This window comes from Xanthomonas sp. F10 (genome assembly GCF_014206815.1).
Lineage (GTDB): Bacteria > Pseudomonadota > Gammaproteobacteria > Xanthomonadales > Xanthomonadaceae > Xanthomonas_A > Xanthomonas_A indica.
Genome location: NZ_JACHNP010000001.1, coordinates 1,530,579 through 1,545,176 on the forward strand (window position 1 = coordinate 1,530,579; position 14,598 = coordinate 1,545,176).

Below are 14,598 nucleotides of genomic sequence, written 5' to 3' on the forward strand. Positions count from 1 at the left end.
CCGCACATGTCCGCTGCCAAACACGCCGCGCCGGTGCGCGGCCGACTCGCCATCGTCGGCGGCGGCCCGGCCGGGCTGATCGCCGCCGAGACCGCGCGCGCCGCCGGCGCCGAGGTCGATGTCTACGAGGCCAAGGGTTCGGTCGGACGCAAGTTCCTGATCGCCGGCAAGGGCGGCCTCAACCTGACCCACTCCGATCCGTTCGCCCGTTTCGTCGCGCGCTATCGCGAGCGCGCCACGGCGGTCGGCGACTGGCTGGCCGACTTCGATGCCGATGCGCTACGCGCCTGGGCGCAGGCGCAGGGCGTGGAGACCTACGTCGGCAGCTCCGGACGGGTGTTCCCGCTGGACCGCAAGGCGGCGCCGCTGCTGCGCGGCTGGGTGCGGCGGTTGAAGGACGCCGGCGTGCGCTTCCACGTGCAGCAGCGCTGGCTGGGTTGGGACGCGGACGGCGCGCTGCGCTTTGCCGGCGCCGACGGCGAGCAGCGGGTGCAGGCCGATGCCTGCGTGCTCGCGCTGGGCGGCGGCAGTTGGCCGCAGCTCGGCTCCGACGGCGCCTGGCAGGACACCCTGCGCGCGCGCGGCGTGGAGGTGGCGCCGCTGCAGCCGGCCAACTGCGGCTTCGACGTGGACTGGAGCGCGCATTTCCGCGAACGCCATGCCGGCGCGCCGCTGAAGCCGGTGGTCGCACACTGGCACGATGCGCAGGGCCAGGCGCAGTCGCTGCAGGGCGAATGCGTGGTCGGCGAGCACGGCATCGAAGGCAGCCTGATCTATGCGCTGGCCGCGGACCTGCGCGAGGCCATCGCCGCGCACGGCCCGGCCACGCTGTGGCTGGACCTAGTGCCCGGCCGCGACCTGCCGCGGCTGCAGGCCGAGCTGGGCAAGCCGCGCGGCGGCCGCAGCTTCGGCGAGCACCTGCGCCGCCAGGCCGGCATCGACGGGGTCAAGGCGGCGCTGCTGTTCGAGATCCTCGGCAAGCAGGCCGGCCAGGATCCGGCGCTGGCCGCGGCCACGCTCAAGCGCCTGCCGCTGACCCTGCAGCGCCCGCGCCCGCTGGCCGAGGCGATCAGCAGCGCCGGCGGCGTGCGCCTGGAGGCACTGGATGCGCAACTGATGCTGCGCGCGCTGCCGGGCACCTTCTGCGCCGGCGAAATGCTCGACTGGGAAGCGCCGACCGGCGGCTACCTGCTCACGGCGTGCTTCGCCAGCGGCGTGCGCGCCGGGCGCGGCGCGGTGGCCTGGCTGCAGCGCCAAGCTGCGCACTGACCGCCGCTGCGCCGCGGCGCGGGTGCTCAGAGCACCGCGATCTGCACCCGCGCCTGCGGGTCGCGCTTGGCCACGTACATGGCCTCGTCGGCGCGCTGGGTGAGCAGCACCGGGTCGAAGCCCGGTCCCGTCTGCACGGCGATGCCGATGCTCGGTTGCAGCGGCAGATGCCGGCCGCTGACCACGCAGCCTTCCGCACACGCCTCCATGATCCGCGCGGCGGCGGCCAGCACTTCGTGCCGGGCGTCGGCCAGCCCTTCCAGCAGGACCACGAACTCGTCGCCGCCCAGCCGGGCGATGCTGTCCTGCCCGCGCAGGCAGCGCTGCAGCAGCCGCGCGAAGTGCACCAGCAGCGCATCGCCGACGTGATGGCCGAAGCGGTCGTTGACGCTCTTGAAGTCGTTCAGATCCAGGAACATCACCGCCACCTGGCCCTGGCTGCGGCGCTCGTTCATGCGCCGCCGCAGCGTCTGGTTCCAGGCCATCCGGTTCGGCAGTCCGGTCAGCTCGTCGCGCAGTGCACGCTCTTCCAGCAACCGTGCCAGCCGGGTCTGCCCGGTGATGTCGCTGATCATCAGGTGCAGGCCGACCCGCTGCGGTGCCAACGCCACATCCGGGATCAGGCTGAAGTGCATGATCCGCAGGGCGTCGGTGGCATCGCACAGTTCGGCGTCGAACTGCGCCGGGACGCCCTGCAGCGCTGCCGGCAGATGCGGTTGCAGCAAGGCCTGCTGCTGTGGATCCAGCACCTCGTGCAGGCGGCGGCCGATGATGCGCTCCGGCGCCAGCCCGAACCACGCCGCATACGGCCGGTTGACAAACTGGTAGCGCAGGTCGTGGTCGAGGTAGGCGATCAGCGCCGGCGCGTTGTCGGCGATGGTGCGCAGTTGCGCCTCGCTGTCGCGCAGGCGGTGCTCGGCCAGGTGCTGCTCGGTGATGTCCTGGATGTGGGTGACGAAGTGCAGCGGACGCTGCTGTTCGTCGCGCACCAGTGACACCGCCAGGCGCGCACGCACGGTATGGCCGTCGCGGTGGTGATAGCGCTTTTCGCTGTGGTAGTCGCTGCGGTGGCCGTCGATCAACGCGGCCACCTGTTCCATGTCTTCGGCGAGGTCCTCGGGATGGGTCAGATCCTGGAAGCGCAGCTCCAGCAGCTCCGCGCGGCTGTAGCCGAGCATCGCGCACAAGGCGTCGTTGACGTCCAGCCAACGCCCTTCCAGCGACACCAGCGCCATGCCGTGCGCGGCCACCGAGAACGCGCCGGAGAAGCGCTGCCCGGCCAGCAGCGCCGCGTGCGACGCCGCACGCTCGACACTGACGTCGCGCATCACGCAGACCGCGCCCAGGCTGCGCCCATCGCCGCCTTCCAGCCGTTCCGCATTGCACAGGACGCTGCGCGGCGCTTGCCCCTTGGCGGCGATCATGATCTCCGCATCGCGCACCGACTCGCCGCGCCAGGCACGGACCAGCGGCACCTCCTCGCTGGTCAGCAGGCGTTTGCCGCTGGCGTCGAACAGGTCGAAGTACTGCGGCCACTGCTCGGGCGGCAAGGCGCGCGGATCGGCGCCATGCCACTGCCGTGCCACCTGGTTGAACTCGCCCAGGGTGCCGTCGGCCAGACACGACACCACGCCGTCGGGCATGGTTTCCAACAGCAGGCCCAGGGTCTTGGCCTGGTCGTGGGCGATGCGCGCGTCGCGGCGCGCTTCCAGTTGCGCGGTGACCTGCCTGGCCAGCCGCCGCAGGCCCTCGCGCTGGCGCGCGTCCAGCTGCCGCGGACGGGTGTCGATCACGCACAGGGTGCCGTAGCTGTGGCCCTGGTCGCCGACCAATGGCATGCCGGCGTAGAAGCGCAGGTGCGGCGCACCGCACACCAACGGGTTGCGGGCGAAGCGCGGGTCCAGCGTGGTGTCCGGCACCTCCAGCAACTGCGGCGACAGCAAGGCATAAGTGCAGAACGCGATCTCGCGTGGATAGCCGGTGGTGCCGCTGGGCAGGCCGCAACTGGCCTTGAGCCATTGCCTGCGTTCGTCGATCAGCGAGATCAGCGCGATCGGCACCTCGCACAGCTGGCTGGTCAGCCAGATCAGGTCGTCGAAGGCCGGTTCCTGCGCAGTGTCGAGCATGCCCAGTTCGGCCAGCGCGCGCAGGCGGCCCGCTTCATCGGCGGGCAGCGGCACGGAAGCGACGTCGGGGACCGAGGGTGGATTCATGCGCTGCACGCTGAGGAGGTAGCGGCACGATAGCGGGCGGCGGTGATGATGGCGAGCACGCCGCGAAATGCTGCAGTGCAAAAAGCACGCTACGGCCGGCTGCGACGCCGCCATGGCTGCCGGCGGCGAACCGTAGAGCGTACCGCGCCTGCCAGCCCGACGCCGCACCGACGGCGTCGATCACCCGGTCGCGGCGGTCTTCTCCATGAACACGCAAGCGAGGACGATGCCGCTCGGGTGCGGATAGCCGCCCTCGCGCACCACCGCGTAGCCCTGCGCACGGTAGAACGCCACCGCATTGAGCGCCGCCGCCACCTGGATGCGCGGGCAGGCGGCCAGGCGCTGCTCCAGCGCCTGCAGCAGGCGCCGGCCGAGGCCGCTGCCGCGCAGCGTCGGGTCGACGAACAGGCCGTCGATCTCGGCACCGGCCAGGTCGACGACGCCGAACCCGAGCACGCGACCGTCGGCGTCCTCGGCGACGATCGCGCCGCCCTCGGCGACCAGCGCGCAGTACGAGGCCGGCGCCGGCGCCGCCGACCAGCGCGCGATCACCTCCGGCGGATAATGGCTGCTGCAGACCTCGCGGACACAGCGGGTGCGCAACGCCCAGAGCGTCGGGATGTCCTCGGGCAGACCCGGCCGCAACCGCGTCGGCAGCGCCGCGCCGCTCATTCCGATTTGCTGTCGCGTAGGCGCCGGATCCGCTCCGGCGGCTGGAACGAATCGCTGCGCGCGTCGCCCCAGTAGTCGTGGAAGACCGCATGGTCGGGCACCGTGCGCAGCAGTTCGCCCGGCTCCAGGTAGCGGTACAGCGAGGCCAGCGAGCGGATCTCCACCTGCGAGATGCGGCGCAGGATGTGCTCCGGCCCCAGTTGCGAGGGATGCGCCAGCCCGGCGGCGCTGAGCAGTTCGCGCAGCGCCTTGAGCGTGTTGGCGTGGTAATGCGCGACCCGGGTGGCCTTGTCGGTAGGATCCAGGTGTTGCCAGCGGCGTCGGTCCTGGGTGGCGATGCCGGTCGGGCAGCGGTCGCTGTGGCAGCTCAGCGACTGGATGCAGCCCAGCGCGAACATGAAGCCGCGCCCGGCATTGCACCAGTCCGCGCCCAGCGCCAGGGTGCGCGCGATGTCGAAGGCGCTGGTGATCTTGCCGGCGGCGCCGAGCTTGATCCGCTCGCGGATGTCCAGCCCGACCAGGGTGTTGTGCACCAGCAGCAGGGCCTCGTGCATCGGCACGCCGACGTGGTCGATGAATTCCGCCGGCGCCGCGCCGGTGCCGCCCTCGGCGCCGTCGACGACGATGAAATCCGGGTACAGGCCACTTTCCTGCATCGCCTTGGCGATGGCGAACCACTCCCAGGGGTGGCCGATCGCCAGCTTGAAGCCAGTGGGCTTGCCGCCGGACAGCTCGCGCAGCCGGGCTACGAACTGCAGCAGTTCCAGCGGCGTGGAGAACGCCGAATGCCGCGACGGCGACACGCAGTCGCGGCCCATGGCGACGCCGCGGGTGGCGGCGATCTCGGCGCTGACCTTGGCTGCCGGCAGCACCCCGCCGTGGCCCGGCTTTGCGCCCTGCGAGAGCTTGATCTCGATCATCTTGACCTGCTCCAGCGTCGCATTGGCGACGAAGCGCTGCGGGTCGAAGCGCCCGTCCTCGTCGCGGCAGCCGAAGTAGCCCGAACCGATCTCCCACACCAGGTCGCCGCCGCATTCGCGGTGGTAGGGCGAGATCGAGCCCTCGCCGGTGTCGTGATAGAAGCCGCCCTGGCGCGCGCCGGCGTTGAGCGCGCGGATGGCGTTGGCCGACAGCGCGCCGAAGCTCATCGCCGAGATGTTGAACACGCTGGCCGCGTACGGCTGCGCGCAGTCCGCGCCGATGGTGATGCGGAAGTCGTGGTCGGCGATCTCGCTGGTGGCCAGCGAGTGGTTGATCCATTCGTAGTCCGGCGCATAGGTGCTGCGCTGGGTACCGAACGGCACCACGTCCATCACGTTCTTGGCGCGCTGGTAGACCAGGGCGCGCTGCTGCCGCGAGAACGGCGCCTCCTCGATGTCGCTCTGCAGGAAGTACTGGCGCATCTCCGGGCCGACCGATTCCAGGCCGTAGCGGAAATGCGCCAGGATCGGATAGTTGCGGCGCAGGGTGCTGCGGGTCTGCAGCAGGTCCACGGTGCCCAGCACCGCCAGCACGGCGAAGGCGGCCACGCCCCAGCCCCACAGCGGCCAGATCGCGCACAGGGCAATGGACAGCGCCAGCAGCAGGCAACTGGCGATATAGGCTAGGTAACGGTGCATCGCGTTCCTCGCAGGAGTCGGAAGCCGGCGAGTGTAGAGGGTGTCGCGGGTCGGGCGCGGCGGTGGCGGCGCGGTCCGCTCCGCCCGGGTACAGCTTGCCGGTGCCGCCACCCGCGTTGCGCCGGCGGCGCGGGAGCGCGGACGGCGCTCGGCGGCATGCTAGAGGCGGTCGTCCACCGCCGCGCGCGGCCACACCGACTTGACGTCGTAGACCACCAGGTCGGGTTTGCCGAGCGCCCGGATCTGGGCGGCATCCAGGTCGCGGTAGGCCGCGTGCGCCACCGCCAGCACCACCGCGTCGTAGCGGCCGGGCACCGGGTCGGGCAACAGGGCGACGCCGTGCGCCTGCGCCGCCTGCGGATCGGCCCAGGGATCGCAGGCGTCGACGCGGGCGCCGGCCGCGGCCAGCGCCTGCACCAGTTCCAGCGCGCGGCTGTTGCGCAGGTCCGGGCAGTTCTCCTTGAAGGTGACGCCGAGCACCAGCACCGACGCATCGGCCATCGCCACGCCCTTGCCGGCCAGCAGCGCCTGCACCCGCGCGGCGACGTGCGCGCCGACCCGGTTGTTGACCTGGCGCGCGGTGTGGATCAGGTCCGGGTGGTAGCCGACGCTCTCGGACTTGTGCAGCAGGTAGTAAGGATCCACGCCGATGCAGTGGCCGCCGACCAGGCCCGGCCGGAACGGCAGGAAGTTCCACTTGGTGCCGGCCGCGTCCAGCACGTCCTGGGTGTCGATGCCGAGCCGGTCGAAGATCAGCGCCAGTTCGTTGACCAGGGCGATGTTGACGTCGCGCTGGATGTTCTCCACCACCTTGGCCGCCTCGGCCACGCGGATCGACGGCGCGCGCCAGGTGCCGGCGGCGATGATGCCGGCATACAGGGCGTCCACCGCCTCGGCGGCGGCCGGGTTCGACCCGGAGGTGATCTTGCGGATGTCGGCCAGGCGCCGCTGGCGGTCGCCGGGATTGACCCGCTCCGGGCTGTAGCCGCAGTGGAAGTCGATGTCGCAGCGCAATCCCGAGCCCTGCTCCAGCAACGGCACGCACACCTCTTCGGTGGTGCCCGGATAGACGGTGGACTCGTAGATCACCAGGTCGCCGCGCTTGAGCACGCCGGCCAGCAGTTCGCTGGCCTGGCGCAGCGGCTGCAGGTCGGGCTGTTCCTGCGCATCGATCGGGGTCGGCACGGTGACGATATACACGTTGCGGTCGCGCAGTTCCGCCGCGTCGTTGCTGTAGCGCAGGTGCACGCCGGCGCGCAATTCCTCGGCCTCCAGTTCCAGGGTCTGGTCGTGCCCGGCGCGCAATTGCGCCACGCGCTGCGCATCGATGTCGTAGCCGAGCGTGTCGTGGCGGGCACCGAAGGCCACCGCCAGCGGCAGGCCGACGTAGCCGAGGCCAATCACGGCGATGCGCGGCGGCGCGGAATCGAACACGGGGGCAACGGGCATGCCAGTCCTTCGCGGGCACCGGCAGCGGCGGCCGTCGGCGCATGGTGGTGGATGGGGATGTCCGCGCGTGCGGACCTCGCCCATGGTAAGCCGCGCCACCGGCACGGACCAAGCCGATCTGCGACATGCCCGACGCGTCGCGCGCGGTGCGTCTTCACACGCGCTGGCGCCCGCCTTCACAACGCCGTACGTGAAAGTCGGCGCGCTACATCACGCTTTGCCGCCTGGCACGTGCGACTTTTGTCACGCACACCACGCCAGCACCACCTGACCTTTACGCATCAGGGCCTAGGGTGATGGAGCGGTTGCTGCCAGGGGGGCACCAGCCGCCTCTCTCTTCCCTCTTACTCAAGGAGAACTCGCGTGAGTCACGCTCCGAGCCTGCTCGTGGATGTCGAAGCCGAATTGGCGCATTGGAAAGCGCTGCACGCGGCGGGCAAACTGGGGTCGCAATCGTTCAGCGAGCATGCGCGTCTGATCAAGATGGCCTGCGACGTGTTCCTGCAGTTGCCACGCGAATCCAACGACGTGCGCCTGCAGCGCCTGCGTCAGCGCTACGACGCCGAGCACCCCTGGCCGCGCATCGCCTGGAGCGATGCCGAAACCCTGGTCGTCGCCTGCTGGGCACGCCTCGACGGATCCGAGCAGCGCGACCGCAGCCCCGATCCGGCGCACACCCCCGCCTGATCCACGAGGTCCGCCATGTCCCCGCCCGCCAACCGCGACAACGCCCACGATCCGCAGCAACGCAGCCAGACGCCCGACAAGATCCACAACGACGACGCGCAATGGACCGATCGCGATCAACCCGATAGCGACCCCAAACGCGACCACGCCGATCCGGAACACGACTATCCGCGCCCGGACGGCAGCGAGTAACTAATAAGAAGCAAGCCACTCCCGCTGCGGCAGACCCTCGTCCCCGCAGCGGCAACCTCCCGCTACCCTACCGACCAGACGTGCGGCGTCAGCGCAGGCTCGAGCCGCGCACGATGCAGCGGCCGCTGAGCACCACCTTGCGGGTCGGCTGCGTCGGCGCGTTCATCCGCTCCAGCAGCAACGACATGGCGGTGCGGCCCATCTCTTCCACCGGCTGTTCGATCACGGTGATGCCGGGTTCGACCAGATCGGTCCAGCTTTCGTTATCGAAACCGGCCAGGGCCAGGTCCTGCGGAATGCGCAGGCCGGCGCCGCGCGCGGCCTTCATCGCGCCCATCAACAACAGGCTGTTGCTGGCCACCAGCGCATCCGGCCGCGGCGTCTGCGTCAGCCAGGCCTGGACTTCGGCGATCGCCGCCTCCGCGCTCGGTGCCACCTCGCGGTAGTCCGGGGCCAGGCCATGCCCGCGCATCGCCTCCAGATAGCCGTCGCGGCGCTCGGCAGCGGTGCTGCTGGTCTTGCCGAACAGGCCGCCGATGCGGCGCACGCCACGGCCGACCAGATGGTCGACCAGCGCGGCCATCGCCGCCGCGTTGTCGAGCACCACGCTGTCGTGGGTGCCGCCCTTGCCGGCGCGGTCCAGCAGCACCACCGGATGATCGAACGTCAATTTGCCCAGTTGGCCCTGGGTGGTGCGGGTGGGGGCGAAGATCAGACCGCTGACCCGCTCTTCCTGCATCAGTTGCAGATACAGCGCCTCGCGCTGCGGATCCTCGTCGGTGTTGCACAGGATCACACGCATGCCGGCGCGGTAGGCCACGTCCTCGACCGCGCGGATGGCCGCGGTGAAGAACGGATTGCGGATGTCGGCGACGATCAGGCCCACCACCCCGGAACGCTGCGAGCGTAGCCGCCGCGCCATCAGGTTGGGGCGGTAGCCGGTCTCGCGCACCGCCGCTTCCACCCGTGCCCGTACCTCTTCGCTGACCGGGCCGTGGCCCAGCGCGCGCGACACCGTCGAGGTCGAGACACCGGCGACCCGGGCCACGTCATGGATGCTGACGCTCACTGGCAACGTTCCCGCATCATTTTCATTTCCACTCCCTGTCGCCTAGCGTGAGGAGATAGTAGCACCGGGCTTTTCCGAAGGATTTGTGCACTGCACATTGACGATTGACTGGGAACGTTCCCACACTGCGCCCACTCGCCGCCCACCCTCAAGGAACCTGCGTGTCCCAGACGCCCTCCTCCCCCCTGGTTTCCAGCGATCTGGTCCGGATCGATGTCCAGGCCCGCGACAAGGCCGACGCGATCGCCCAGGCGGCGCAGTTGCTGGTCGCCGCCGGCTGCGTGCCGCCGGCCTACGAGGCCAGCATGCTGCGCCGCGAAGCGCTGGCCAACACCTTCCTGGGCCACGGCGTGGCGATCCCGCACTGCACCGGCGAAGACCGCCACCTGGTGCGCCGCGACGGCATCGCGGTGCTGCAGCTCCGCGACGGCGTGGAGTGGAACCCGGGCCAGACCACGCGCCTGGTGGTCGCCATCGCCGCCCAGTCCGACACCCATATCGCCCTGTTGCGGCGGCTGACCCGGTTGATCCAGGACCCGCCGCGGCTGGAGGCGCTGTTCGCCAGCGACGATCCGCAGGCGATCGTCGCCGCGCTGAGCGAGGACGCGGCCCCCACCGCGCCCGCCGCCCCGGCCAGCGACCTGGCCGAACGCTTCGACTGGACCGTGCGCTACCCCACCGGCCTGCACGCGCGTCCGGCCACGCGCTGGGTGGAAACCGCGCGCGGGTTCGCCGCCCGCATCCAAGTGCGTGCCGGCGACCAGGTCGGCGACGCCAAGAACCTGGTGTCGCTGCTGCAGCTGGGCCTGCATGCCGGCGACACGGTGACCATTTCCGCAGAAGGCCAGGACGCCGCGGCGGCGCTGGCGCGGCTGCGCAGCGTGATCGACGGCCTGACCGCCCAGGAACAGGCCGACGCCGAGGCGGCGGCGCAGCGCCGCGCCGCGCCGGTCGCCGGCTGGACCCCGCCGCAGGCGCAGCCGGCCATCGTCGGCATCGGCGCCAGCCCCGGGCTGGCGATCGGCGTGGTGCACAAACTGGCCGGCCACGCCGTCGCGGTGGCGGACACGCCGGTGCCGCTGAGCGACGGCGGCGCCCTGCTGCACGACGCCCTGCAGCGCACCCGCGCGCAGTTGCAGGCCATCGAGGAGGACACCCGGCGCCGGCTCGGCGCTGGCGACGCGGCGATCTTCCGCGCCCAGGCCGAACTGCTCAACGACACCGACCTGATCACCCTGGCCTGCCAGCTGATGGTCGAGGGCCACGGCGTCGCCTGGTCCTGGCAGCAGTCGGTGGAGCGCCTGGCCAACAAGCTCTCGGCGCTGGGAAATGCAGTGCTGGCCGGGCGCGCCAGCGACCTGCGCGACGTCGGCCGCCGGGTGCTGGCGCAACTGGATCCGAGCCTGGCCGGCGGCAGCCTGGAGCAGCTGCCGGCCGCGCCGTGCATCCTGCTCGCCCACGACCTGTCGCCGTCGGATACCGCCAACCTCGACACCGGTCGCGTGCTCGGCCTGGCCACCGCCGTGGGCGGCCCGACCTCGCACACCGCGATCCTCTCGCGCACCCTCGGGCTGCCGGCGCTGGTCGCCGGCGGCGCCGACCTGCTGGACCTGGAGAATGGCGCCACCGTCATCGTCGACGGCAGCAGCGGCCGCCTGTACCTGGCGCCGTCTGAGGCCGACCTGGCCTCGGCCCGCGCCTACATCGACGAACAGCAGCAGCTGCGTGCGCGCGAGGCCGAGCAGCGCAACCAGCCGGCGCAGACCGAGGATGGCCATCGCCTGGAGATCGGCGCCAACGTCAACCTGCCCGAGCAGGTCGCCGCGGCGCTGGCGCAGGGCGCCGAGAGCGTGGGTCTGATGCGCACCGAATTCCTGTTCCTGGAGCGCGGCAGCACCCCCAGCGAGGACGAGCAATACGCCACCTACACCGCGATGGCGCAGGCGCTGGACGGCCGCGCGCTGATCGTGCGCGCGCTGGACATCGGCGGCGACAAGCAGGTCGCGCACCTGAACCTGCCGCGCGAGGACAACCCGTTCCTGGGCGTGCGCGGCGCGCGCCTGCTGCTGCGCCGCGCCGACCTGCTGCAACCGCAGCTGCGCGCGCTGTACCGCGCGGCCAAGGACGGCGCGCGCCTGGCGATCATGTTCCCGATGATCACGTCGGCCGCGGAGTTGCTGACGCTGCGCGCCGAATGCGAGTGCCTGCGCGCGGAGCTGCAGGCACCGGAGGTGCCGCTGGGCATCATGATCGAAGTGCCGGCGGCGGCGATCCAGGCCGATGCACTGGCCAAGCACGCGGACTTCTTCTCGATCGGCACCAACGACCTGACCCAGTACACCCTGGCCATCGACCGCCAGAACCCGGACCTGGCCGCCGAGGCCGACAGCCTGCACCCGGCGGTGCTGCGCCTGATCCGCACCACCGTCGAGGGCGCGGCGCGCCACGGCCGCTGGGTCGGCGTGTGCGGCGGCCTGGCCGGCGATGCATTCGGCGCGGCGCTGCTGGCCGGGCTGGGCGTGCACGAACTGTCGATGACGCCCAACGACATCCCCGCGGTGAAGGCGCGCCTGCGCGGCAGCCGCCTGGACGCGCTGCAGGCGCTGGCGCAGCGCGCCCTGGACTGCGAAAGCGCGGCCGAGGTGCGGGCGCTCGACGGCGGAGCCGGCGCATGAGCGTCGATGCCGTCACCGTGACGCTGAATCCGGCGATCGACCTGACCGTGGCGATCGACCGGCTGCAACCGGGCCAGGTGCACCGCGCACGCAGCGCCCACGCCATCGCCGGCGGCAAGGGCATCAACGTCGCCGCCTGCCTGGCCGATGCCGGCCTGCGCTGCGCCGCGCTCGGCGTGCTCGGCGCCGGCAATGCGCCGGTGTTCGAGACCCTGTTCGCCGAACGCGGCATCGACGACCGCTGCCTGCGCGTGCCCGGCGACACCCGCAGCAACCTCAAGCTGGTGGCCGCCGACAGCGGCGCCACCACCGACATCAACCTGCCCGGCCTGGCCCTGGACCAGGCGCAGCTCGACACCATCGGCGCGCGCCTGGCCGAACTGCTGCGCCCCGGCCTGCCGGTGGTGCTCAGCGGCAGCCTGCCCGCCGGCCTGGCTGAGGACACCTGGCGGCAACTGCAGGCGCAGGCCGCCGCCGCCGGCGCGCGGGTGCTGCTGGACACCAGCGGTGCGCCGCTGCACGCCGCACTGGACGCGCCGCGCCCGCAACTGCCGTTCGCGATCAAGCCCAACCGCCACGAACTGGAGGAATGGGCCGGTACGCCGCTGACCGCCACCGCCGACCTGCTCGGCGCCGCGCGCGCGTTGCTGGCGCGCGGCATCGGCCTGGTCGCCGTGTCGCTGGGTACCGACGGTGCGCTGTTCGTGCGCGGCGAGCAGGCGCTGCTGGCGCAGCCGCCGCAACTGACTGGCGGCAGCAGCGTCGGCGCCGGCGATGCGATGGTCGCCGGCCTGGTCGCGGCCTTGCGCGCCGACGCCGACCTGGCGACCTGCGCGCGCCAGGCCACCGCCTTCGCCGTGGCCACGCTGGGCAGCGGCGTCGCCCGCCGCCTGCCGCGCGAGCGCCTGCCGGCGCTGGCCGCCGCGGTCCGCCTGGAGACCCTGGCATGACTTCCGCCGCGTCGCTGCTGTGCGCCGCGCCCCCTTGCGCTCATCGGGAGCCCGCATGAATCCGATCCTCGTGGTGATCGCCGCTGGCGATCGCAGTACCGAAGCCGTCCTCGCCGCCGAGGCGCTGCGCCATGCCGCCACGGCGCGGGGCGCGGTGCTGCAGGCCGAGGTGCGCACGCCGCAGGGCGTGATCGCGCCGTTGGACCTGGCCGCGGCAACCGCCGCCGCGCCGCTGCTGCTGGTCGGCGACGGCGACGCCGATGCCGCCCGCTTCGCCGGCCGCCGCGTGCAGCGCAGCAGCCTGGACGCGGTGCTGGCCGATGCCGACGCGGTGCTGGCGCCGCTGCTGGCGGGCGCCGCGGCGACCACGGCCGCCGTTGCAGACGCGGGCGGCAGCGCCGAGGGCGCCGGCAAGCGCATCGTCGCCATCACCTCCTGCCCCACCGGCATCGCCCACACCTTCATGGCCGCCGAAGGCCTGCAGCAGGCGGCCAAGGCGCTGGGCCACCAGATCCGGGTGGAGACCCAGGGCTCGGTCGGCGCCCAGGACGCGCTCAGCGCCGAGGAGATCGCCGCCGCCGACCTGGTGCTGATCGCCGCCGACCGCGAGGTCGACCTGGGCCGCTTCGGCGGCAAGCGCCTGTTCAAGAGCGGCACCAAGCCGGCGATCAACGACGGCCCGGCGCTGATCCGCAAGGCCCTGGCCGAGGCCAGCGTGCATGCGGCCGGCAACGGCGCCAGTGCGCCGACCAAGGCGCAGGGCGGCCGCTCCGCCGGCCCGTACAAGCATCTGATGACCGGCGTGTCGTTCATGCTGCCGTTCGTCACCGCCGGCGGCCTGCTGATCGCGCTGGCGTTCGCGCTCGGCGGCATCTACGCCTTCGACGACGCGCACAAGGGCACCCTGGCCTGGTCGCTGTTCCAGATCGGTGCCAAGGCCGGCTTCACCCTGATGGTGCCCGCCCTGGCCGGCTACATCGCCTACTCCATCGCCGACCGCCCCGGCATCGCCCCGGGCATGATCGGCGGCATGGTCGCGGCCAACCTCGGCGCCGGCTTCATCGGCGGCATCCTGGCCGGCTTCATCGCCGGCTACGGCGTGGCCGCGCTGAACCGCGCGATCAAGCTGCCGCGCACCCTGGAGGGCCTGAAGCCGGTGCTGATCCTGCCGGTGCTGGGCACCTTGCTGGTCGGCCTGGCCATGCTCTATGTGGTCGGCCAGCCGGTGGCCGAACTGCTGGCCTGGCTCACCGAGTGGTTGCGCGGCATGCAGGGCAGCAGCGCGGTGCTGCTAGGCCTGCTGCTGGGGGCGATGATGGCCTTCGACATGGGCGGGCCGGTCAACAAGGCCGCCTACGCCTTCTCCACCGGCCTGATCGCCAGCCAGGTGTACACGCCGATGGCCGCGGCGATGGTCGCCGGCATGACCCCGCCGCTGGGCATCGCCCTGGCCACCTGGGTGTTCCGCAGCCGCTTCACCCAGGAGGAGCGCGGCAGCAGCGCCGCCACCGGCGTGCTCGGCCTGGCCTTCGTCACCGAAGGCGCCATCCCGTACGCCGCGCGCGACCCGCTGCGCACCATCCCCGCGCTGATGCTCGGCTCGGCGCTGGCCGGCGCGATCTCGATGGCCGCCGGCGCCGAACTGAAGGTGCCGCACGGCGGCGTGTTCGTGCTGCCGATCCCCAATGCGGTCAGCCACCTGGGGATGTACCTGGTGGCGCTGCTCGCCGGCACCGTGGTCACCGCGGTGGCGCTGCGGGTGCTGAAGAAGCCGGTCGTCGCCTGATCCCGTCCATGTGCCGG

Annotated in this window: 11 protein-coding genes; 6 read left to right on the forward strand and 5 right to left on the reverse strand. The window is 72.0% G+C overall.

The genetic code is table 11. From position 1 onward, the window contains the following. The first annotated feature begins 6 nt into the window (after window positions 1-6). Window positions 7-1,269 carry a TIGR03862 family flavoprotein gene (locus tag FHR56_RS06775; RefSeq protein ID WP_160947432.1) on the forward strand — a complete coding sequence of 421 codons (1,263 nt, stop codon included), beginning with the start codon at window positions 7-9 and terminating at the stop codon, window positions 1,267-1,269. 26 nt (window positions 1,270-1,295) lie between these two features. On the opposite strand, the gene FHR56_RS06780 is transcribed toward FHR56_RS06775, so the two are convergent. From FHR56_RS06780 to FHR56_RS06795, 4 genes are all read right to left on the reverse strand, one after another. After that, window positions 1,296-3,482, reverse strand: a complete 2,187-nt coding sequence (locus FHR56_RS06780; protein ID WP_160947431.1) for a diguanylate cyclase — start codon at window positions 3,480-3,482, stop codon at window positions 1,296-1,298. 180 nt (window positions 3,483-3,662) lie between these two features. Then, window positions 3,663-4,154 carry a GNAT family N-acetyltransferase gene (locus tag FHR56_RS06785; protein ID WP_184502445.1) on the reverse strand — a complete coding sequence of 164 codons (492 nt, stop codon included), beginning with the start codon at window positions 4,152-4,154 and terminating at the stop codon, window positions 3,663-3,665. Continuing rightward, window positions 4,151-5,773 carry an FMN-binding glutamate synthase family protein gene (locus FHR56_RS06790; RefSeq protein WP_160947430.1) on the reverse strand — a complete coding sequence of 541 codons (1,623 nt, stop codon included), beginning with the start codon at window positions 5,771-5,773 and terminating at the stop codon, window positions 4,151-4,153. Before FHR56_RS06790 ends, FHR56_RS06785 begins: the two co-directional genes overlap by 4 nt. Window positions 5,774-5,932: 159 nt before the next feature. Further along, window positions 5,933-7,222, reverse strand: coding sequence for a nucleotide sugar dehydrogenase (locus tag FHR56_RS06795; protein ID WP_160947429.1), 1,290 nt, complete (start codon window positions 7,220-7,222; stop codon window positions 5,933-5,935). A 363-nt stretch (window positions 7,223-7,585) separates the two neighbouring features. Between FHR56_RS06795 and FHR56_RS06800 the strand changes: the two genes are divergently transcribed. Together FHR56_RS06800 and FHR56_RS06805 are read left to right on the forward strand one after the other, a co-directional pair. Next, complete coding sequence (locus tag FHR56_RS06800) at window positions 7,586-7,909, forward strand: hypothetical protein (RefSeq protein WP_048488963.1); 324 nt, start codon at window positions 7,586-7,588, stop codon at window positions 7,907-7,909. Between the two features lie 15 nt (window positions 7,910-7,924). Next, on the forward strand, window positions 7,925-8,101 hold the full coding sequence (locus tag FHR56_RS06805; protein ID WP_019797532.1) for a hypothetical protein: 177 nt from the start codon (window positions 7,925-7,927) through the stop codon (window positions 8,099-8,101). Between the two features lie 88 nt (window positions 8,102-8,189). Here FHR56_RS06805 and FHR56_RS06810 read toward each other — a convergent pair whose 3' ends face one another. Beyond that, a complete protein-coding gene (locus FHR56_RS06810) occupies window positions 8,190-9,170 on the reverse strand; it encodes a LacI family DNA-binding transcriptional regulator (protein ID WP_019797533.1) in 981 nt (326 codons plus the stop codon). Between the two features lie 161 nt (window positions 9,171-9,331). Here FHR56_RS06810 and ptsP point away from each other — a divergent pair, with 161 nt between their 5' ends. Genes ptsP through FHR56_RS06825 form a run of 3 tightly spaced genes read left to right on the forward strand, consistent with a single transcriptional unit; the run spans window position 9,332 to window position 14,581 of the window. Beyond that, window positions 9,332-11,845: a phosphoenolpyruvate--protein phosphotransferase gene (gene ptsP / locus FHR56_RS06815; protein WP_160947428.1), complete on the forward strand. Its 2,514-nt coding sequence runs from the start codon at window positions 9,332-9,334 to the stop codon at window positions 11,843-11,845. Then, window positions 11,842-12,795, forward strand: coding sequence for a 1-phosphofructokinase (gene pfkB, locus FHR56_RS06820; RefSeq protein WP_160947427.1), 954 nt, complete (start codon window positions 11,842-11,844; stop codon window positions 12,793-12,795). The genes ptsP and pfkB overlap by 4 nt, the downstream gene beginning before the upstream one ends. Before the next feature lie 55 nt (window positions 12,796-12,850). Further along, a complete protein-coding gene (locus tag FHR56_RS06825; protein WP_160947426.1) occupies window positions 12,851-14,581 on the forward strand; it encodes a fructose-specific PTS transporter subunit EIIC in 1,731 nt (576 codons plus the stop codon). The last annotated feature ends 17 nt before the right edge of the window (window positions 14,582-14,598 follow it).